Origin of the sequence: Sphingomonas lutea (assembly GCF_014396785.1) — a bacterium.
GTDB classification, from domain to species: domain Bacteria; phylum Pseudomonadota; class Alphaproteobacteria; order Sphingomonadales; family Sphingomonadaceae; genus Sphingomicrobium; species Sphingomicrobium luteum.
Map to the genome: position 1 here is coordinate 1,489,783 of NZ_CP060718.1, position 18,990 is coordinate 1,508,772.

Consider the following 18,990-nt stretch of genomic DNA (forward strand, 5'->3'; position numbering starts at 1 on the left):
CCCGCGACCAGCACGGTTGCGGTCACTCGTCGCACGCGCGGCGCGCCCTAAGCCTCCGGATCGGGATCGGCGGGCCGTTCCAGCTCGCTTTCGTCGACAACGGCACCGTCATCGGGCGCCAGTTCGGCATCCTCGCCGTCGAGCTCGTCATCCTCACTCTCGTCGATCTTGGCAACGCCGACAACATGTTCGTTGTCGGCGACGCGGAAGATGGTGACGCCCTGCGTATTGCGGCCGGCGATCCGGATGTCGGCGACCGTGGTGCGGATGACCTTGGCCTGGTCGGTGACCAGCATCAGCTGCTCGCCCTGGCGGACGGGGAAGCTGGCGACGACTTGGCCATTGCGTTCCGACGTATCGATATTGGTGATGCCCTGGCCGCCGCGATTGGTGCGGCGATATTCGTAGGCCGAGGAGCGCTTGCCGTAGCCGTTTTCGGTCACGGTCAGGATGAACTGCTCGCGTTCGGCCATTTCCGCGAAGCGGTCGCCATCAAGCGCGCATTCACCCTCCTTCTCCCCTTCCACGGGGCAAAGCGAAGATATGCCTCGCGCTCTTCCTGCGTGGTGCCGATGCGGCGCAGGATCGACATCGAGATGACCTCGTCATCGCCGAGCAGGCGCATGCCGCGCACGCCAGTGGAGGTGCGCGACTGGAATTCGCGCACATCGGTCGAGCGGAAGCGGATCGCCTTGCCCTTGCGCGTCGCGAGCAGGACGTCGTCCTCCTCGGTCAGCAGGGACACGCCGATCAGGCGGTCGCTGGTGTCGCTCTGCTCGTCACTGTCGTCGCCGTCCGAGTCCTCGCTGGTGCCGGCACCGAAGCGCATCGCGATCTTGCCCGCGGTCGGGATGTTGGTGAAGGCCGCCATGCTGTTGCGGCGCACCGTGCCGTGCGCGGTCGCGAACATGATGTGCAGGCCGCCCCATTCGGCTTCGTCCTCGGGCAGTGGCAGGACGGTCGAGATGACCTCGCCCTCCGCCAGCGGCAGCAGGTTGACCATCGGCCGGCCCTTGGCGGTGGGGCCGCCTTCGGGCAGGCGCCACACCTTCTTGCGATAGACGCGGCCGAGGTTGGAGAAGAACAGCACCGGATTGTGCGTCGACGTGACGAACAGGTTGGTGATCGCATCCTCGTCCTTGGTCGACATGCCCGAACGGCCCTTGCCGCCGCGCTTTTGCTCGCGGAAGACCGCCAGCGGGGTGCGCTTGATGTAGCCGGTCATGGTCACGGTCACGACCATGTCCTCGCGCTCGATCAGGTCCTCGTCCTCGATCCCGTCGGCGGCAGGCGCGATCTCGGCCACGCGCGGGGTCGCGAATTCGGCTTCGACTTCGTCGAACTCGGCGCGCATCACTTCGTAAAGGCGCACGCGATTGGCCAGGATTTCAAGCAGTTCGCCGATGCTTTTGGCGAGTTCTGCCAACTCGCCGCCAATCTCGTCGCGGCCCAGCGCGGTCAGTCGGTGGAGGCGCAGTTCAAGGATCGCCTTCACCTGCGTTTCGGACAGGCGATAGGCCGCGCCGCCCGATTGCGGTTCGACCGCCTCGACCAGCGCGATGTAGGACCGGATCTCGTCCATCGGCCAGTCGCGGGCGAGCAGCTTCTCGCGCGCTTCGGCCGGGCTTGCCGAGCCGCGGATCAGCTTGACTACCTCATCGAGGTTGGTGACCGCGACGACTAGCCCGAGCAGGATGTGGGCGCGTTCGCGGGCCTTCATCAGCTCGAACTTGGAGCGCCGCGTGATCACCTCTTCGCGGAACTTGACGAAGCTTTCGATGATGTCGCGCAGGGTCAGCGTCTCGGGACGGCCGCTGCGGATCGCCAGCATGTTCGCCGGGAAGGACGATTGCGCCGGCGTGTGGCGCCAGAGCTGGTTGAGCACCACGTCGGGGGTCGCATCGCGCTTCAGGTCGATGACGATGCGCACGCCTTCGCGGTTGGATTCGTCGCGAATGTCGGACACGCCCTCGATGCGCTTGTCCTTGGCGGCCTCGGCGATCTTCTCGACCAGCCCCGACTTGCCGACCTGGTAGGGGATTGCGGTCAGCACGATCGAGCGACGGTCGCCGCGGCCTTCCTCGACCGTATAGCGTGATCGCATGAGGATCGACCCGCGCCCGGTCGTGTAGGCGCTGCGGATGCCGGCCATGCCGAGGATGAAGCCGCCGGTCGGGAAGTCCGGCCCCTTCACATGTTCCATCAGGCCTTCGATGGTGATCGCCGGATCGTCCATATAGGCTTTGCAGGCGGCGAGGACCTCGCCCAAATTATGCGGCGGGATGTTGGTCGCCATGCCGACCGCAATGCCGCCCGCGCCGTTGACGAGCAGGTTGGGGAAGCGCGCGGGCAGGACCTGCGGCTCGCGCTCCTGCGCATCGTAATTGGGCTGGAAGTTGACAGTGTCCTTGTCGATGTCCGCAAGGAGGAAGTTGGCAACCTTGCCGAGGCGCGCTTCGGTATAGCGCATGGCGGCGGGCGGATCGGGATCCATCGAGCCGAAATTGCCCTGGCCGTCGATCAGTGGAACGCGCAGCGACCAGGGCTGCACCATGCGGGCGAGGGCGTCGTAGATCGCGCTGTCGCCGTGCGGGTGATATTTACCCATGACGTCGCCGACGATGCGGCTCGACTTGCGATAGGGCCGGCCGGCGACATAGCCCGCTTCCTGGCAGGCGTAGAGAATGCGGCGATGCACCGGCTTCAGGCCGTCGCGGACATCGGGCAGCGCGCGGCTGACGATGACGCTCATCGCGTAATCGAGGTAGCTGGTCTTCATCTCCTCGACGATGGAGATGGGCGCGATGTCGGGGTCGCCGCCCGAAGGCGGAATGCTGTCGGAGCGGTCGTCGACCGGCGGTTCGGAAGCCAAGGAAAATCCTGTCGTCTATGGGTGTACTGGGGACTGGAAGGCGGAACGCCGCCCCGCTGGACGTTGTAGGACATCCGCCGGGCGAGCGCCACCCCGCGCGCGTGTACACGCGCGCGAGGGCGGGATATTCAAAGGGAGTTCAGGCACCCTGGCGCAAAGGGTTGGCGTGCCCGCGCCGCGGGACTATCAGCCCCACGACTTTCTCCGCCTGCGGGATGCGGGCCTAAAGGAGCGATTTGATGAGCTTTTCCCTGCGCGCGTTGACCGCGCTTCTTCTTTCCGCCGCTGCCGTCCCCGCCATCGCGCAAGCCCCCGCAGCCGCAGCACCAGCGCAGGTGAAGCCGTCCAAGCAGGCGCTGAAGGCCATCGCCGAGCTGCAGGCCGCGACCAACGGCACCGACGTCGCGCTGATCAAGGCCAAGGTGGCCGAAGCGCAGGCCGTCGCCGCGACGAAGGAAGACCGTTATCTGATCGGCCAGATGCAGGTGAAGGCCGCGCTGGCGACCAATGACATGACGCTTGGCGCAAGCGGGCTCGATGCAATTGCCGCGTCGGGCTATCTCGACAACAGCAAGGTCGCGTCGCTCTACACCAGCCTTGGCGTCAAGGCTTATAACGCCAAGAACCTGCCGCAGGCCGAGCAGCTTTTCACGCGCGCCGCCGCGCTGGATGCCCGCAATGTCGAGGCGTTGAGCTTCCTTGGCGAGGCAAAGTTGGCGCAAGGCCAGAAGCCGCAGGCGGTGGCCGCTTTCCAGCGAGCGATCCAGGCGTCCGGCGCGCAGCCCAAGGAAGCGCTGCTGAAGCGTGCGCTCGGCGCCGCTTATGAGGCGCGCTTGCCGGTGGCGGCGGACATCGGCCGTCAGTGGATCACGCTCTATCCGGGGCCGGAGAGCTGGCGCACTGCCCTTGCGATCTATCGCAACACGTCCAAGCCCGATGCCGAAACCACCCTCGACGTGCTGCGCCTGATGCGTTCGGCGGGGGCGCTGACCACGCCGGCGGACTTCACGCTCTACGCCAGCGTGCTGACCGACCAGTCCAACTTCATCGAAGCGCAGAACGCGCTCGACCAGGCAATCACCGCCAAGCGGATCGATGCCACCAACGTGCAGATCTCGGGCATTGCCGGCACGCTCAAGGCGAGGCCGAAACCGACAGCAGCCGAGCTGGATGCCGCGGCGAAGAGTGCGCAAAGTGGCATGGCGCTGCTGCGCATCGGCGACCGTTTCTACGGCCTGGGCGACTTTGCAAAGGCGGCCGCGCTGTACAAGCAGGCGGCGTCGAAGGGCGCGGATGCGAACCTGGTGAACATGCGTGTCGGCGTTGCTCTTGCTGCAGCCGGCGACAAGGCCGGGGCGACGGCGGCGTTCAATTCGGTGACGGGTGCGCGCGCGGACCTGGCCAAATTCTGGCTGCTGCACCTGCAGACCCGCGCCTAGCAGCGATCTGCCGAGAGCGGGAAAGAGGGCGTCGGTGGAAGTCACCGGCGCCCTTTTTGCGTTGCGTATCCATGCCTTGTGGTGACCGTATCATCCCGGGACGGTCATTTCTCGCTGCCTAGCGCGGTGCGACCGCCTCCATCAATCGTCGGTTCACCTGTCTTCGCAGCTACGGGATTCACGTGCGTTTCGACGATCGCCTGCTCACTGTCCTGAACCAGCCGGCCGGCGACCGCCACGATGCTGCGGTGCGCTGGCGCCAGCTGGTCGACCTTGTCGCGCGCGCGGGGCAAGGCGGCGCGAGCCCGGTCGTCAGCCAGGCGCTCGATTCCATTCGCGCCGAAGCGGACACGGTTGACGAACATTTGCGTGCGGCGGCTGCACGGGCCGTCGCCGCCTTGCCGCTTCCGCCCGGCCTCCTCGAATATTTTGCGTCAGACCGATTGTCGGTTTCCGCCCCGGTGCTGGCTGCGGCCAAGCTGGACACCGTGCAGTGGCGTGCGCTGCTGGGCGTGGCGGATGACGAGACACGGCGTTTCATCGAAACGCTCCACCCGGAGCTTGGCGCGCCCGAAGCCGATCTGACCGAAGCGCTTGTCGAGCACCCGGAGCCCAAGCCGACGCCAGCGCTGGAGCGGGAGCCGGACCCGCAAGAACAATCCGCCGGCCCGTCGCTGCACGATGTGGTGGCGCGGATCGAGCGCCGCCGCCGCGGCCGCGCCGGTTCTGCGTCACCGATCGGGCCGGCGGTCGCGGCACCCGCCGGTGCGCCGACACTGTTCCGTTGGGAATGCGACCCGAGCGGGGAGATCGTCTGGGTCGAAGGTGCGCCGCGCGGCGCCCTGATCGGGCGATCGATCGCGCGGCCCCAGGAGATCGAGGGCGACCGGATGGACGGCGAGGTGGTGCGCGCCTTCGCCATGCGCGCGCCATTCCGCGACAGCGGGATGACGATCGGCGGTGAGGGATATGCGGCAGGAGACTGGAAGATCAGCGGCGTTCCCGCCTTCGAGCCTGCGGACGGACGCTTTGCGGGGTATCGCGGAGTCGCGCTGCGGGAAGTCCCCGCCGATCTGCCGGTCGAGACGCGCGATGCCGGTCCCGACCCGGATTCGCTGCGCGAGCTGGTGCACGAGATCAAAACCCCGCTGACCGCGATCATCGGCTTCGCGCAGATCATCGATGGGCAGTTCTTGGGTCCGGCTGACCGCCGCTATCGCCAACGGGCGGGAGACATCGTCGAGCAGGCGCAGCTGCTGCTCGGTGCAATCGACGACCTCGACTTTGCCGCGAAGGTGCATTCCGGCGGCGGCGGGGGGCGGGTCGATCTCGCCGAATTGCTCGAGCGGACCGCCGAATCCGTGCGCGAGTTGTCGTTGGAGCGGCAAGTCCAGCTGGAAGTTCCGCGCGCCCAGCGCATCGCGCCCGCGGCGGTCGAACCCGAATTGGCCGACCGTCTGATGTTCCGGCTCTGCACGTCGATCATCGAAGCGTCGCAAGCGGGGGAACGGCTCCGCCTGTCGGTCGACGAAAGCGGCGGTCGTTGCCGCTTTTCGATCAGCCGGCCCAACCTGCTGCGCGGGATCGGGAATTCGGAACTGTTCGACGCTGCAACCGCACCCGCCGACGATGAGGTCGCAAGGGCGGCATTCTCGCTCCGCCTCATTCGCGGCCTGGCGCGGGTTGCCGGAGGCGAGCTGGCCGCCTCCGCAGCAGGGTTCGCCTTGCTCTTTCCGGTCGGCTGACTTGGCGGCCCCGCCTGTCCGGTTTATCCGGGGTGACGCCGGGGAGGGCCTGTAGCTCAACGGTAGAGCCGGCCGCTCATAACGGCTAGGTTGCGGGTTCGAATCCTGCCGGGCCCACCAAGGTTTCGATCAAAGCGATACTTTGGTCGTCTTGTCCCCGGGCCAAAGTGCGACTTTTGGCCGATTTCGTGCCGAGTAGCGTGAAGCGCGGCTTCGGCGAAGGCATGCCACGGATTTACTCCGTGACGGCCCCACCGTAAGCGGCGTCGGCACGTCGGGGAGTGGCGCAGTCTGGTAGCGCATCTGCTTTGGGAGCAGAAAGTGCAATTTAAAAAAACCTAGGATAGACAATACTTTAGGTATTGTTCACGTCCAAGCGTTGGCTCTCTAGCAAGCACCCAGCAAGCACGGGCAGGAATGTCGATTATTGATCGCTCCTTACGGGCGCCACCGATTCTCGCTCTTGAACCGATGCGGCGGTATCCACCCATCGTCTTCTAAGGGGTGCTCAGATGCCGCGACGCTGGCTCCAGCGCGCTTAATCGCAGCAAACTCGGCTCGTCGCGGCATCGAAGCCATTCCCATGTGTCCGCGATCTATCCTTTGCTTCGGCTGCCCGCTTCAAAATTCCTAGCGCGAAGCCGAAGACGCCCCAAATAGGGTTAGATCAGGGAGGACGCTGCGCCGCCAAGCGCGCTCCAGCAAGAATAAAGTTGTGCTTTTCTGCCTCGTTGCAAAGCGAAGCCGTCGCACGTCGATTATGATCGGTGACCTTATTGATAAGGTCCCAATCATGTGCGGATCAGGTCGCGCCAGGCTTCAAGTGGATCCCAACATTGAACCCGTGAAACAGCGTCAGATGAGCGTCGAGGATGCACGCGGCGGCGACTGACGCCTGAGCGATAGGATTTTCGAAACGCTCCCGAATTTCTTTTGTAGTCCGAGGATCGATGCGGGCAGCCAAGTTGATGAGCGTCGTTAGACGTTTTAGGTTCGCCTCCACGCTGCCTGCCCGCTCGGGTAGTCGACTCTCTGCAAGTTCCGGCGCGTTGCGGATCGACCGTTTAAATTCGGTTCCCTCTCGTGAATAAACGTAGCCCACGGACGCGTTGGCTTCGAACGATACCCAGTGTTGCTTCGTCTCATTGGGCAAGGATATGTCCTTTGGAGAAAATAGGGCAGTCGCTTCATCGACAATCCGTCTCGAGAGGAACGCGCGGTTGAGCGCGGCCGTGTTTGGCACCTGGCTCGTCACGTAGAGGACTTCCTCACCGCTGTTTTGCAGACGCTGTAAGGCTTTGTGCTGGCGATACTTGGCTTTTTTTAGAAGGTGCATCCGGTAGATGGGGCGACTGCTAAGCCGGAAATCTGGCCGTGCGAACTCCGTTGCCAGCTGTGAACGAACCACGAAGCTGCGCTTGAACTGGAAGTAGACGGGTGTGGCCCCGTCAAGAATGCCAACATCATAGCCCTTATCCGCTTCCGCAGCCTGCGTGATGAAGTCGGGCGCGGCAGGAAAGTAGCCACCCCTAGTGTAATAACGTTCAAACTCACGCAAGAAAGCGAAGCCGAAGGTAAGTTCGGAAAATTCGGGTAGCGGCATTTCTTCCCCCAGTTGAACAGCGCGCTAGAACGAGGCGCTAGAACGGGACGTCATCGTCTAAATCATGCGCGGGTCCGTCCTTGTGCTTCCGGGGCATCAGCAGCCCCCTGGACACCGGCAGCGGCTTCTCCTGGCGCTGCCGCTCGTGGAAGAGGCGGCGGGGGGTGAGCGGCACGAAATGCATCTAGAAACGCTTCGCGATCATTCACCCGGATCATCACCGGGTTAGATGAGGAGGATGCCTTGCCAAAGAAAACGGCATGCCGCTGCGGCAATGTCGGCAGAACCTGCGCGTAGTCCCGACCGATGTAGTTCGAGAGAAACTCTCTGCTCGTCTCGTCGAACGATCGAAGTGCGAAAACCGTATTGCATTGATTGAGGATGCTCTTGGTCACGTTAGCGGTGCGCTGCGTGATGAGCAGGCAACCTAATCCATACTTTCGACCTTGCAGGATTGCTCGCGCACTAGCGGCGGTTGCCTGCTTGTCACCATCGGCGGCGACCGAATTCCACTCTGGAACGAGCGTGTGGGCTTCCTCATAGACAAGGCACAGTCGAGCATCGTCCGTCATGCCCATTTCCTGGCATGCCGTCAGTGCTTCCTCGGAGAATATTGCAGTAATCTCAGCAGCGGTGAGCGTCGCCATCGCGGCATTGCCGGCATACGGCTTTGAGTCTTGCCGGCTCACTTCAAACTGGGAGGGATTGAGTATGCGAAGGTTCCGACCGGAGGCAGGGTCCAGAAAAGCCTTCAGCTGCTCTCTCACCTTCGCCCGGAAAGCTGGTCGGCTACCACCCGCTTCAACGTCCGGCTTCACCTGCCGACCTTCGCCCGCGGCTCGAAGCTGCTCATCAAGCTTCTTCTCGTGATCAGCGTCGAGAAATGCCGCGAGTTGGACGGCGTATTGATTGGTCAGGTCAAGGCAGAGGACCTTGATTCCAGCGGCAAGCATCCGCTCGACAAGTTCCAACGCCAGGAAGGATTTGCCCACGCCCAAAATGCCTAGAATGGCCGTGTTGTGCGTCACGCCATCTGATGGCGAATAAGCCATATGATAGGTCGTATCGGGGAAATGGCCGACTGCCTCTGGTTCAACCGGCGCGTCCTCCTTTTGCCTTAGGAATACGGGTGAATTGATCGGGGGCAGCCAAGCAACTGGGCGGAAGCGGCCGGCGTCCGCGTCCCATGTGCCAATCTTTCGTGCTGCCGCTCGCACGTAACCGTATTTGTTCTTCTGCTGGACAATCTCGTCACGAGTGACGCCCTGGATGATCTGATAGAGAACCGTAGCCGTGCCGATCGAAGCTTCGACGAGCCGGCCCTCTGCAAGTTCTTGGCCGTCGATCACTTCCATCTGAAGCGTCAGTAGATCTGTGTCGGTGTCGACAATCCCGCAAAGGCTGGTGATCTGCGAGAGGATTGGAACGGCCGCCCGTTGTTCCTCGGTAAAGGCGACAACCTGCGCCGTTCCCGGCTTCCCTACGGGAGCCACATGTCCTTCAGGGAACGGCTGGCTCAGCACTCGGACTAGATTCCCTTCATCCCTCCCAACTTCGTTAAGCACGACGCCAGCAGTAGACGGCCCATACTCATCTGACAGCAAAAGCACCGTGCCGCATGATAGCGGCCGGTTGTCGGTTTGCCGCAACAGCACGATACCCGGCGACTGATAAGCGCAAAGGTGGCCCACGATGTCTCTAGGAGGGAGTGTCGGTCGGTTGCCGACCCAACGGATTAAGTCGAACAGATGTTCGATTGGTCTAAGCGAGATAACAAGCCAAGCACCCAATATCGCAAACACCTGGTTCGGGCTTTGGCGATGGAAAAGCCAAACTACCGCAACGATTACTACCGTGTAGATGACGGTGGCATTTCCCAAGCCTCTTACGATCCTCTCGATCGCGAGGAGCCAAGTCCGCGTCTCCTCATTGCCTGGCCGTCGCATCAGTAGGATCGCGACTCCTACGGCAAACACGATAGCCGTCCATGCGAGCGCGATGCTGACTACGATCTGATCTGTGGTGGTGGGGGAGGATTGGCCGAAGTTAATAGAGGGACGGTGACGAGCATCGTCGCAAGTGAGAAGAAGGCGTTAACTGCCGCATCGTCCGTTGGCGTGTAGTGAGGATTTAGAACACGGCTGGCGAAAACTAGGCTGGCTAAGCCGCTGAATAGCCAGATGTCGTTGTCATCCACCTTGAAGGAATGGTCGATTACGAAATACTGCACGGCGAGTAGGGCGACGACGTAGCCAAGCGCCGCCCACAACCGTGAGCGTCGTTGTGCTTCGCCAGCGCTCGTTTGGCTGCCTTTGCTCACGACTTCTTGCAATTCTGAATAACGCCGAGCATCAAACGGGATAGCACGGTCTCTTCGCCTTGCAAGCTGTCGCCTCGAAGCATTTTGCTACATATATGTTTCGCAGGCCTCTGCCCGTGTCATCATGTTATCTCTTCCAGCATAGGGCAAACCATTACGACGCTGGCTCCGATGATACGCTTCTGGTTTCGCTTCCAATCGGTCGAGATACCCACCAATTTAGGCTTCGCCCAAGGCCGCACTCCATCTAAGCCCATCAGCGGCATTCCGAAGATCGCGCCTCCGCTTTTCCCGATCGGATCGCGGACGATCACATGGCCTTCTGAACGATCCCAGGCTCCGTCTTTCTTGTCGAAATCGACTGAGACAAAGCCGCCAAGTTGCTCACGACCTGTATTTGAATAGACTTCCATCGGTGTATCGAGCGTCAACTTGTCCGTGCGCTTCGATGCCGTGTGCGGATAGCCGACTACGCTTGCGTAGAAGCGACCGTCCGGCGCGGCCACAGGGCCGAGTTGATCCTCGTCGAGGAAAGGGACGTGAGACAACGCTTCGACGCTCTCTGAATCGAGCGCAACGGCGGCCAGATCGTGCGCTTCGGCAATTATGAAAGTGCCAGCCAGCTGCCGCGCGTAACCGTCGGCGCCGAAGTAGAACAATGGCCGATCGGCATTTCGGCTGAGGACGTGGTTGGCAGTCACAAGGCACTTCCGGCCGTGATAAGTCAGGGCGACTGCGCTTCCCTCCAGGAACGGTCGATCCGACTTTGATCGGATAACGGGAATGACGCAGTGGCGAACATGCTCGTTCCCCGCGTCGACCGCAGCACGTGAGATAGCGTTGATCGGGATTTTGGCGGTGAGACGGGCTTGATTGCCGCGATGTCTTAGTCGGAAGTGCATCAAAGATTTGAACGCGCTGGTGACTGTAATGTCGCATCGTAAAATGCTGTTGCGTTGTGGAATGTGGCACAGGGCGCTGATGAGCGTGCCGGATGGAGGATCTGGGGCAGCGCTGCCGTCCTGGTGGAACAGCCAATGGTCCATCTACCTCTGCTCCGCTTTCTCGCCGTCATCTGCTGGGCATTGGCACAGGGCATGGCGTTCCCGATCCACAGAACGCCCATAGTTATTTAAGGCTCGGGGATCGGCGCTGAGCCGTGATCCGGTTTGGCGGCGCGACGCGCACGAGGCGGTCTTTGCTTAGCTTTCGCCTGCACTTTTTCTCAGGTTCAGTCGGAGTGCCTTTGCAAATGGGGCTGATCGAATTTGCACCGCTGTCCTGAGAATTAGCTTGTATGGAACCGCTGGATCGGATGCCCGGTCGCCTGCACCACGTGTGGGGGCATGATGCTCCATTCGCGAAGACTTGCTCTTCGGCCTCCGTTTTTTCACATTCATCCGTTCAACCTTGCGGGGGGACGTTGTGGCGTTCGGGGCGATTGCAGGAATACCCGTAGGAACTCACTTCGAGCGTCGTGCTGATGTGGCCGCGGCTGGAGTGCATCGGGCTTTGATAGGCGGCATTGTGGGCCGGCCGGACGCCGGCGCTGAGTCGATCGTCGCCTCAGGCGGTTACGAGGACGATGAGGACCTTGGTGATGTAATCATCTACACAGGGCAGGGCGGGCGTAATCCGGAGACTGGGCGGCAAGTTGCCCACCAAAGCTTCACACGGGGCAATGCAGCGCTCGTCACTAGCTGTCTGCGGGGCATTCCGGTCCGCGTGGTCCGAGGCTCTACCAATGCGGGCTACACTTACGCCGGCCTCTTCCGGGTCGACGAATACTGGATGGAGCAAGGCCGCGCCGGTTTTCAGATTTGCCGGTTTCGCATGGTTGCGGAAGAAGAAGCAGGCGAGGACCGCGTAACGCCACCACAGCCGGCAAAACGGATTGCGACCACTGTTCTGCGTATCGTCCGCGACACCAAGGTGAGCCAGCAGGTTAAGGCACTAAACGACTTCACCTGCCAAGTCTGCGGAACGCGGTTGATGTGTGTCGGCGGTCCTTATGCTGAGGGTGCGCACATCAGACCGCTTGGAAAGCCTCACAACGGGCCTGATGTCCTCGAGAATCTTCTATGCTTGTGCGCGAACCATCACGTTCTCTTCGATCACGGCGGCTTTGTCATCGACGAGGGTTATCTGGTGCTGGGTCTAGGTGAACCGACGCCACTATTGGGGATGACTAAGCCCGGCCAGCAGTTCCTGGCATATCACCGCAGTCTCTGGCAGCAGACTTCTATTCTGACATCCGAGAACAGCCTGATGCTGGTGAAAGAATGGGAAGAATAGCAGCGCAGTGGGCGCGGGGCTGCGCCCTTATTGCCGTCGGACGGTGAATCGGACGCCGCCAGAATCGGGGGGCGCGTCTTGAGTCGGATTGGGATGGTTCACGTTCAAATTGATGGGCTACCTCGTCCAATAGCCTGCATGGAACCGTCAGAAGCGATGCCCCGTCGCCTGCACCACGTATCCCCCTTTGGTGCGTGACAGCCCCCTGAGAAGCCGCCCACTGCGTGGTATACTATATGTGGATCAATTATCGCGCCTGCGACGCTTGTGAAAAAGTGGGTCAACGGGCCACAATTTCAGCCTCGTCCCAGTCCATGAGGAGATGCGATGGCTCAGTAATCGCGCCCGTCATGGCCGATTTTTGCACACGTCTTTTGTCTTCCTTCGGCGCCCAGTGCTTAAAGTCGCGGCTGGCTGGCTCGTCGTTGTGCGAGTGCTGAGTCAGGACATAGGTCGTCGCTCGCCGCGTCTTAACGCTGAAGCTACCCTTGGCCTTAATCCGAAGAAACCCACGATCCGCTAGTTCTTCGATGTAGCCGGCAGCGGTCGTGTGGCTCGTCACACCCACGCGATCGGCCGCGTCCCGTTGCGACAGGAACAGCTTACCGTTGTTCGCGCCGTTATAGAGGCGATTAAACTCGACCAACATTGCTCGCGCCCCAGGCGACAGGCTGCGATAAGCGGGCGTTTCCAGCAGATTGAAGTCCAGCTTCACGAAGCGATCCGGACGCGTGCTGCGGCCCGTAGCGTCAACATGGTTCTTCCTGCGTTTTCGGCCCATCACTGCACCCCCACGCTGCTGGTGCTGAAGTGCGCGTTGCTGTCGAGCCAGTCACGAAGATCGCAGTAGCTATAGCCCACGCGCCGGCGCATCTTGCGGAACCTAGGACCGTCACCCCGAACCCGGCACTTGTCGAGGAAACTCTTGCTTACCCCTAGATACTCGGCAGCCTGCTGCGGCGTCAGCAGCGGGGGCGGGAGCGGTGTCGGTTGCTGTTGGACTTGCGTGGTCATGGCCATCCCTCGTTGGAAGATGGCCACTTCAAATACCCGCATAAGCTACTGTCGCAACAAGTCTTTTATAATATGATTCGCCCGATTTTTTCAGAGAGCTGACCGATTTTTTAAATTTTCTGAGGACACTTGACTCGGCTAGGCAGCCTCGCGAACCGCGTCGGGTTTTTTGCTTACGAGCGCCGTAATATGATCGGCCCATCGCTGCGCGGCACGCTGCATTTCAGCACGGTAGTCGTGGCGCTGGTAAACAGCCGCCACACCCTCTCGCACGGCGCGGTTGGCCAATGCCTCGACTACATCCCGATGTTCCCCGAGACGCTGCATTCCCGTGTGGACCGAGCGCCGCAGGTCGTGGACCTTCCAAGGGAGAGGCGGCGGCAGCTTGGTGACGGCCAGTTCCGCCGCGAACAGCTTGTCGATCTTTCGCTTCCAGTAGGACCAATTCTGAATTGGGCCGTTTCCTGACGCAGTGAACAGATAGCCCTTCTTCGTTCCCGTCGCCTTCAGAAGGGTGATCACTTGCGTCGAGAGCGGCACGATGTGCGACTTCCCGTTCTTCGTGCGCGTCGCAGGAATGGTCCATTGCGCCTCATTCAAGTCAACTTCCGTCCAAACCATATCGGCCACTTCATCACGCCGCTGGCCCGTGAAAATTAGCGTGCGAACTGCGCGGCTGTAAGGATGATCCAGCTTCTCTGTCGCCCGATAAAGCGCCGCCAACTCGTGGTCGTTAAGGTAGCGCTCGCGCGCCGCTGGTGCCTTCGGAAGTGCAATGCGGTCCATCGGTGAGTGATCAAGTTCACCGCGCTCGACGGCCCAGTTGAGCAGCTTCCGAAGGACGGTGCTGGTGTTTTTTGCGATTCCCGGCCGATTCTTCAGCTTATCGAAGAGCGCCGTCACATCCCGTTTGGCGATCGATGGCAATGGCGTTGACCGAAAATGTGGCACCACCTCCCTTCGGAGCAGGCGTGCGCCCTCGTTCTGCCAACGCTGCCAATTTTGGGGCAAATACTCTTTGATGAAACGCTCGGCATATTTGTCGAAGGCGAGCGTGACTGCATCGTTCCGGCCCTGCTGCTTTACGGCTTGAGGATCGATACCCTGCTGCTTCACCGCGAACGCGTGACGCTCAGCCTCATCCCGGGCTGTGTCGGGTGTCCAAGGCGACCCGTGCTTTCCAATGCTGATCCGCTTTGGAGTCACACCACGCCCGCCGAGCCGGTATTGGTAAAGGTAAGTCTTCGTCCCCGTTGGCTCGATCTTCAGTCCAAACCCCTTCAACTGGGTGTCCCAAATGAAGGTTGCCTTGACTGCCGGTTTCGCCTCATCCACCACGCGCTTGGTCAGTTTTGCCCGCATCAACAATCACCCTTCCGTAAGCACGCAGTAAGCACCGGACGGGTAATTGGGTCAATGACTGTCCAAAGCAGTGCTATGGGTAGCAAACCTAAAGCACGAAAAACGTGGACTATTTTTTACGTCGGGGAGTGGCGCAGTCTGGTAGCGCATCTGCTTTGGGAGCAGAGGGTCGCAGGTTCGAATCCTGTCTCCCCGACCATCGCGCATCTCGCCCTGTCCGGGGGACAGGGCGAAGGGCGCGATCGGCTGCTAGCTACTGGTTGTTGGTCTCGACGTTGGCATCCACGTCGACGTCGATGTCGGTGTTCTGCACCTTGTCGGCGGTATCCTGGACGTCGTTGGCGATCTTCCCGCCGACATCTTCGGCGAAGTTGCCGACGTCCGCGACCGCATTTTCGGCCGCGTTCTGGTCATATTGGACGGTCATCGAATCATTCGCGTCGTCGCTGCTGACGTTGCAGGCAGCCAGCGCCAGGACAATCGGCAGTGCAAGCATGATGCGCATCGAGTCGTTCCTTTCGAATGGATTGGGTTTAACGCCGCGAACGCCTTTTCGGCTCCGGCCCAATGCCTCCGCTTAGCACGGCGAGCATCGTGGTCCATGCGGCGACATTCTGCTGCAAATCCTTCTTGTCGATCTTGTCGAGCGTGTCGTCCTGCGTGTGGTGCAGGTCGAAATAGTGCGTTCCATCCTGCTGCAGTTCGACGCCGGGGAGGCCGTCCGCAAGCATCGGGCCGATGTCGGAGCCGCCCGCGCTGTCGAGCTCACCGGGCACGATCCCGAGGGGGCGAGGGCCCTTTGCAGCGCCTGCGCTTCGGCCTTGCGCGCCGGCCCAAGATTGCTGTTGACGCGGTAGATGCGGCCCGCGCCGAAATCGCTTTCGGCCAACGCATAATGCAGCTGCTTGCCGTATTTGGCGCGATAATCGAGCCCGCCGAACAGGCCGACCTCCTCCGCGCCGAACCAGACGATACGGATCGGGCGGAGCGGACGCCCGGCGTTCATGATGCGCTTGGCGGCCGCGGCGACGATCGCGCAGCCGGCGCCGTCGTCAACCGCGCCGGTGCCGAGGTCCCAGCTGTCGAGGTGGCAGGCGACGAGCACCGGAGGCGCGTTGGGATCGCGACCCGGGACGTCGGCGATGACGTTGCCCGACTGGCCTTGCGTCATCCGGTTCTGCAGGTTGAGACGCAAGGTGACCGGCTGCCCACGCTTGAGGATGCGCTGAAGCTGCTCGGCATCGGGAAGTGAGAGCGCCGCGGCGGGGATCGGCGTCGCGCCGTCCGCCCAGGTCTGTACGCCGGTATGCGGATTGCGGTGATAATCGGTACCGATCGAGCGGATGACGATCGCCAGCGCGCCCTTGCGGCTGGCGACCGACGGGCCTTCGCGGCGCGGGCGGCCGAAGGCGCCGTAGCTCGACCCGTCCTGGGTGCGCGGCATGGCGTGCGAGACGAAGACGATCTTGCCGCGCACGCTGGCGTCAGGCGCGGCGATGAGGTCGTCGATCGTATCGAAACCGACGACCTCGCCCTGGATTCCGCCGAGCGGGGTGGCGGCGCTGTTGCCCAGCGCCGTGACCGCAAGCGGCTGTGGGAAGGGGGCGACGACGGCCGCGCTTTCGCTGTCGATGTCGCGCGACCAGACGGGCATCGGGAAGGTGTCGACGCGGACATTGGCGAAGCCGAGCGCGGTGAGCTTGCGCACCGACCAGTCGCGGGCGCGGGCCTCGGCGGCGGTGCCGGCAAGGCGCGGGCCGACTTCGGTGGTCAGGCCTTCGACGATGTCCCAGGCAGTGTCGTCGTCGAGCGCCGCATCGCGCAAGGCGGCGACCTTGGGGTCGACGGGGGTCTGGGCGAGCAGCGGGGTGGCGGCAGCCATAAACAGGGCCGCGAAGGCGGAGCGAGTCATGTGCAGCGCCTAGGGAGCGCTGCCGGCAAAGACAATCACAGAAGGCGCATCTGCGCGCCTTCGGGTGGGCGGAAGAGGTCGGTGCGCAGCGGGAATTTGGCGTGGCGCAGGCCGTGCTTCTTGGTCGCCAGTTCGAACCGCGTGCGCAGCAGGTCCGCCCACGGCCCTTGCCCGCGCATGCGCGAGAAGAAATTGGGATCGTTGTCCTTGCCGCCACGCAGCGAGCGGATGGTCGCCATCACTTTGCCAGCGCGGTCGGGGAAATGTTCGTCGAGCCAGTCGCGGAACAGCGGCGCGACTTCGAGCGGAAGGCGGACGGGTAGATAGAAGCCGCCCGGCGCGCCCGCGGCGGCGGCGGCCTCGACGATCTGTTCGAGTTCGTGATCGGTGATCTGCGGCACGACGGGGGCGATGGCGACGTAGCAGGGCACGCCCGCGGCGTTGAGCGCCTTGACTGCGGCGAGGCGTTTGCGCGGTTGCGGCGCGCGCGGTTCGAGCGTTCGTGCGATCTTCGGGTCGAGCGAAGTGACCGACATGGCGACGCAGGCCAGGCCAAGGTCGGCGGCGGGCTTGAGCAAATCGAGGTCGCGCAGCACGCGGTCGGACTTGGTGGTGATGGTGAAGGGATGGCGCGTTTCGAGCAGCAGCTCGATCAGCGCGCGGGTGATCCGCCAGCGTTCCTCGATCGGCTGATAGGGATCGGTGTTGGTGCCCATCGCGATCGGGCGGCATTCGTACCCCGGTCGCGACAGCGCGGCGTGGAGCAGTTGCGGCGCGGTCGGCTTGGCGAACAACCGGCTTTCGAAATCGATTCCCGGCGACAGATCGTGAAAGGCGTGGGTCGGACGCGCAAAGCAATAGATGCAGCCATGCTCGCACCCGCGATAGGCGTTGACCGAACGGTCGAACCCGATGTCGGGCGAACTGTTGCGGGTCAGGATCGCGCGTGGATGTTCGATCGTGACCGAGGTGCGGCGGCGCGGTACGCCGTCGAGCGCCTCGACCTGGTCGAGCCATTCGCCATCGGCCACCCGCTCCTTGAGATTGAAGCGCGTAGGCGTGGTGTTGCGGGTCGCCCCGCGGCCCTGGCTCGACTCGATCGGCATGCCCGCAGCCTATGCCGCAGGCAGGAACATATCAAAAACGTTCTAATGCGAAAGTTGCGTTTGCCCCGTCGGGAATGCAGGCCAGTGATGTTCCGCCATCGCCTTGAGCGTGGGCGTCGGCTGGCGGTTGAGACCCTGGTACACCCACATGTTTCGCAGCACCGCGGGGACGTAATAGCGCGTCTCCCAATAAGGGATGCTTTCGATCCACAGAAGCGGATCGCCCTTGTCGTTGATCGCCGCCCAGCGGCCGACCGGAAGTGGGCCGCTGTTGTACGACGCGATGACGCGCGGAAGCTGGCCGGCGGTCGCCGAGTGACGCCGCATCATCTCGATGAAGCTCTGCCCATATTCGAGATTGTAGATCGGGTTGGTCAGCGATCCGCGCGAATAGGGCAGGCCGCGGGCACGGGCGATGTCCTGCGCGGTGCCGGGGCGGACCTGCATCAAGCCGACCGCGTCGGCCGGGCTGACGGCGGCGCGGCGGAACGAGCTTTCCTGGACGATATGGCCGAATGCCAATGCGGGATCGACGCGCCAGCCGTTGAGCGGGCTCCAGCGCGGATTGGGATAGCGGTCGGCGGCATCGGCCACCGCGCCCCATTGGCCGTTATTGGCGAGCCACAGCTGCGCGGCGGGGAGGTCGAGGCGCTTGGCGAGCTGGATCAGCGCGTGATGTTCGCCCGGCGCGCCGATCTTGGCCTGGTGGCGCAGGAATTCCTCGGCGAGCGCGGCGTGGCCCATGGCAGCAAGCTCCTTGGCGCGCTGCACATTGGGCAAATGGTCGATCGGCGGATCGCGATGGACGTGCGGATCGGCGGGCAGGCGCGTGTCCATGCCCAAAGTCTCGCGCGCCAGCAGGCCGTAGAAGCTTTCGGCATTGGTCGCGGCCGCCTTGAGCAGGGGTGCGACCGAGCGCGGGCGGCGGCACGCCTGTTCCGAGCGCGCGGCCCAATAGAGCGCGCCGGTGCGGAGTTCCCGCTGCTGCGATGTCGCAGCGACCTGGTTGAAGGCGCGCGACGCGGCTTCGCAATCGCCAAGCCGCCACGAGGCGAGCCCGGAGATCCACGCCGCGTTCGATGCCCAGTCACCTTGCGCGCCCTGCCGCCAGGTATCGGCGACGCGGCGCGAATTGGCGTCGTCACCATTCACATAATAGATCCAGGCGACACGCTGGGCGGCCTCGGCGCGCCCTTCCAGCGTCATCGTCGGGACGTAGGTGAGCAGCTGGGCTTCGGCGCCGGCGGCGTCATTGGCGTCCACATAAGGCTCCAGCGCGGTGCGCAGCTGATCCGCCGCGGGATCGCCTGTCACGGGCCGGG

The 18,990-nt window shown here is 62.8% G+C and carries 13 protein-coding genes, 2 tRNA genes and 2 pseudogenes; 5 read left to right on the top strand and 12 right to left on the bottom strand.

What is annotated here, in order from left to right; translation table 11 throughout:
- Positions 1-47: 47 nt before the first annotated feature.
- Positions 48-2,779 (bottom strand): annotated as a pseudogene (gene gyrA, locus H9L13_RS07725) (DNA gyrase subunit A).
- A 332-nt stretch (positions 2,780-3,111) separates the two neighbouring features.
- Between gyrA and H9L13_RS07730 the strand changes: the two are divergent.
- From H9L13_RS07730 to H9L13_RS07740, 3 genes are all read left to right on the top strand, one after another.
- Entirely contained in the window at positions 3,112-4,311 is a 1,200-nt protein-coding gene (locus tag H9L13_RS07730) for a tetratricopeptide repeat protein (protein ID WP_187537194.1), read from the top strand.
- Between the two features lie 182 nt (positions 4,312-4,493).
- Entirely contained in the window at positions 4,494-6,056 is a 1,563-nt protein-coding gene (locus H9L13_RS07735; RefSeq protein WP_187537195.1) for a sensor histidine kinase, read from the top strand.
- A 45-nt stretch (positions 6,057-6,101) separates the two neighbouring features.
- Positions 6,102-6,176 (top strand) — tRNA-Ile (locus H9L13_RS07740).
- A gap of 682 nt (positions 6,177-6,858) precedes the next feature.
- Here H9L13_RS07740 and H9L13_RS07745 read toward each other — a convergent pair.
- The 4 genes from H9L13_RS07745 to H9L13_RS07760 form a co-directional block, all read right to left on the bottom strand.
- Positions 6,859-7,659 (bottom strand): hypothetical protein, encoded by an 801-nt coding sequence (locus tag H9L13_RS07745; protein WP_187537196.1) that lies wholly within the window; start codon positions 7,657-7,659, stop codon positions 6,859-6,861.
- A 62-nt stretch (positions 7,660-7,721) separates the two neighbouring features.
- Positions 7,722-9,539, bottom strand: a complete 1,818-nt coding sequence (locus H9L13_RS07750) for an ATP-binding protein (protein ID WP_187537197.1) — start codon at positions 9,537-9,539, stop codon at positions 7,722-7,724.
- 125 nt (positions 9,540-9,664) lie between these two features.
- Positions 9,665-9,979, bottom strand: coding sequence for a hypothetical protein (locus H9L13_RS07755; RefSeq protein WP_187537198.1), 315 nt, complete (start codon positions 9,977-9,979; stop codon positions 9,665-9,667).
- 122 nt (positions 9,980-10,101) lie between these two features.
- Complete coding sequence (locus H9L13_RS07760) at positions 10,102-11,025, bottom strand: SMP-30/gluconolactonase/LRE family protein (protein ID WP_187537199.1); 924 nt, start codon at positions 11,023-11,025, stop codon at positions 10,102-10,104.
- Positions 11,026-11,464: 439 nt separating this feature from the next.
- On the opposite strand from H9L13_RS07760, the gene H9L13_RS07765 reads away from it, so the two are divergent.
- Complete coding sequence (locus H9L13_RS07765) at positions 11,465-12,274, top strand: YDG/SRA domain-containing protein (RefSeq protein ID WP_244954837.1); 810 nt, start codon at positions 11,465-11,467, stop codon at positions 12,272-12,274.
- A gap of 280 nt (positions 12,275-12,554) precedes the next feature.
- Here the strand turns inward: H9L13_RS07765 and H9L13_RS07770 are convergent, their stop codons facing one another.
- The 3 genes from H9L13_RS07770 to H9L13_RS07780 all read right to left on the bottom strand — a co-directional run bounded on the left by H9L13_RS07770 (position 12,555) and on the right by H9L13_RS07780 (position 14,650).
- On the bottom strand, positions 12,555-13,055 hold the full coding sequence (locus H9L13_RS07770) for a hypothetical protein (protein WP_187537201.1): 501 nt from the start codon (positions 13,053-13,055) through the stop codon (positions 12,555-12,557).
- A complete protein-coding gene (locus H9L13_RS13060) occupies positions 13,055-13,330 on the bottom strand; it encodes a helix-turn-helix transcriptional regulator (RefSeq protein WP_408022107.1) in 276 nt (91 codons plus the stop codon). The genes H9L13_RS07770 and H9L13_RS13060 overlap by 1 nt, the downstream gene beginning before the upstream one ends.
- Before the next feature lie 96 nt (positions 13,331-13,426).
- Positions 13,427-14,650 (bottom strand): tyrosine-type recombinase/integrase, encoded by a 1,224-nt coding sequence (locus H9L13_RS07780; protein ID WP_187537203.1) that lies wholly within the window; start codon positions 14,648-14,650, stop codon positions 13,427-13,429.
- A 122-nt stretch (positions 14,651-14,772) separates the two neighbouring features.
- Between H9L13_RS07780 and H9L13_RS07785 the strand changes: the two genes are divergently transcribed.
- Positions 14,773-14,849: transfer RNA gene (locus tag H9L13_RS07785), tRNA-Pro, on the top strand.
- Positions 14,850-14,903: 54 nt separating this feature from the next.
- Here the strand turns inward: H9L13_RS07785 and H9L13_RS07790 are convergent.
- The 4 genes and pseudogenes from H9L13_RS07790 to H9L13_RS07805 form a co-directional block, all read right to left on the bottom strand.
- Positions 14,904-15,155, bottom strand: a complete 252-nt coding sequence (locus H9L13_RS07790) for a hypothetical protein (protein WP_187537204.1) — start codon at positions 15,153-15,155, stop codon at positions 14,904-14,906.
- A gap of 28 nt (positions 15,156-15,183) precedes the next feature.
- A pseudogene (locus tag H9L13_RS07795) lies at positions 15,184-16,562 on the bottom strand (M28 family peptidase).
- A gap of 35 nt (positions 16,563-16,597) precedes the next feature.
- Complete coding sequence (locus tag H9L13_RS07800; protein WP_187537205.1) at positions 16,598-17,668, bottom strand: PA0069 family radical SAM protein; 1,071 nt, start codon at positions 17,666-17,668, stop codon at positions 16,598-16,600.
- 42 nt (positions 17,669-17,710) lie between these two features.
- Positions 17,711-18,982, bottom strand: a complete 1,272-nt coding sequence (locus tag H9L13_RS07805; protein ID WP_187537206.1) for a lytic transglycosylase domain-containing protein — start codon at positions 18,980-18,982, stop codon at positions 17,711-17,713.
- Positions 18,983-18,990: the final 8 nt, after the last annotated feature.

Excerpts from the sequence above, each read along its gene's own strand:
- H9L13_RS07730 (WP_187537194.1), top strand. The coding sequence starts at position 3,112 with ATGAGCTTTTCCCTGCGCGCGTTGACCGCGCTTCTTCTTTCCGCCGCT.
- H9L13_RS07800 (WP_187537205.1), bottom strand. The coding sequence starts at position 17,668 with ATGCCGATCGAGTCGAGCCAGGGCCGCGGGGCGACCCGCAACACCACG.
- H9L13_RS07770 (WP_187537201.1), bottom strand. The coding sequence starts at position 13,055 with ATGGGCCGAAAACGCAGGAAGAACCATGTTGACGCTACGGGCCGCAGC.
- H9L13_RS07790 (WP_187537204.1), bottom strand. The coding sequence starts at position 15,155 with ATGCGCATCATGCTTGCACTGCCGATTGTCCTGGCGCTGGCTGCCTGC.
- H9L13_RS07780 (WP_187537203.1), bottom strand. The coding sequence starts at position 14,650 with ATGCGGGCAAAACTGACCAAGCGCGTGGTGGATGAGGCGAAACCGGCA.
- H9L13_RS07760 (WP_187537199.1), bottom strand. The coding sequence starts at position 11,025 with ATGGACCATTGGCTGTTCCACCAGGACGGCAGCGCTGCCCCAGATCCT.
- H9L13_RS07745 (WP_187537196.1), bottom strand. The coding sequence starts at position 7,659 with ATGCCGCTACCCGAATTTTCCGAACTTACCTTCGGCTTCGCTTTCTTG.
- H9L13_RS13060 (WP_408022107.1), bottom strand. The coding sequence starts at position 13,330 with ATGCGGGTATTTGAAGTGGCCATCTTCCAACGAGGGATGGCCATGACC.